General features: G+C 28.6%; 1 protein-coding gene. It reads right to left on the bottom strand.

Annotated features, from left to right (window positions below; all coding sequences use genetic code 11):
- Positions 1-63: 63 nt before the first annotated feature.
- The gene (locus tag HMPREF9131_RS03775; protein ID WP_009345472.1) at positions 64-1,149 is read right to left on the bottom strand and encodes an IS30 family transposase; all 1,086 of its coding nucleotides are present in this window, start codon (positions 1,147-1,149) and stop codon (positions 64-66) included.
- Positions 1,150-1,253: the final 104 nt, after the last annotated feature.

Genomic DNA, 1,253 nt, shown 5'->3' on the forward strand with positions numbered 1-1,253 from the left:
CTAAATTGCAACAATAAGTTAGCCACTTTTGAATGATAAAGTAAACTAAGTGACAAGGCTTCCCTAGATAGCTAGGGAAGTTTTTTCTATTAACTTTAATTCCTTCATAAATGCTTCTTCAGCAGTCATATATCCTAAAATCTTTCTTGGATAATTATTCATCCAATTCATTATTCTTTCTATTTGTCTTTCTGTGTATTTACCTATTTCTTCACCCTTTTTTATGAATCTCCTTATTAACTTGTGTTGATTCTCACTTGTTCCTCTTTCATAGGAACTATAGGGGTGACAGTAATAAATTTTTATATATTCACATATTTTTGTTAGGCTTGAGAATTCAAGTCCATTGTCTGATGTTATTGTTTTAAATACTTGCTCTTTTAATGGGCTTTTATCTTTTAGAAAACTAAGCCCTTCTTCTACTGCTTTACTTGTTTTGGAGTCTATCTTTATTATCAACTCGTATCTTGTTTTTCTTTCTGTTAATGTTATTATTACTGGATCTGTCTTTTTCTTACTTCCTATGACTGTATCTATTTCCCAGTCCCCAAATTCTTCTCTTGTTTCTATTTCTTTTGGTCTAGTTTCTATTGATTCTCCTAACATCATCTTGTTTTTTCTATTATTTTTGTTGTTCTTGTTAGGTTTTCTTTTTAGTTTAAGTTCTAGATCTATATTCTTTGTTTCCATTAAACCTTTATCTATCCAGTTATACATACTTTTTACTGAAGGGATTTCATTATCATTAAAAAGCTTACTTCTTTTTGCATAACCTACGCAAACATCAACAGACCAATTTTCTTCAAGAATCTTTTTATCTGCCCATTTTAAAAATTTTTCACAAGTTAAAAATTTAGGTTTTCTACCACAGTTTTTTCTATTTTCAAGATATATTCTACGATTAAGATCAGCAAAGTATTTTACATCTTCATAAACATAAACTTTTGAATTTTGAGATACTTGTCTCTTTTGAATAACGCTAGCTTTTTTAACTGCGTTGTTTATTGTTTGGTGACTTCTACCCAATTTTTTAGCAATTTGTCTATTGCTATATCCTTCGCCTTTATATGCTTCTATTAAAACCATTTCTTTTTCTGAAAGATGGCTTCCTTTAATGTTTATCTTTGTGTTATTATTTAAATAAGTCATGTAAATCTCCTTTGTGAATTTGGTTTTTTGGTCATTACTAATATATCACAAAGTTTACATGACTTTTTTAGTTTTATTTGGCTAACTTCATTTTACAATCTTCC

The sequence above is a fragment of the Peptoniphilus sp. oral taxon 836 str. F0141 genome (genome assembly GCF_000179335.1).
Taxonomy (GTDB): domain Bacteria; phylum Bacillota; class Clostridia; order Tissierellales; family Peptoniphilaceae; genus Peptoniphilus_A; species Peptoniphilus_A lacrimalis.

Excerpts from the sequence above, each read along its gene's own strand:
- HMPREF9131_RS03775 (WP_009345472.1), bottom strand. The coding sequence starts at position 1,149 with ATGACTTATTTAAATAATAACACAAAGATAAACATTAAAGGAAGCCAT.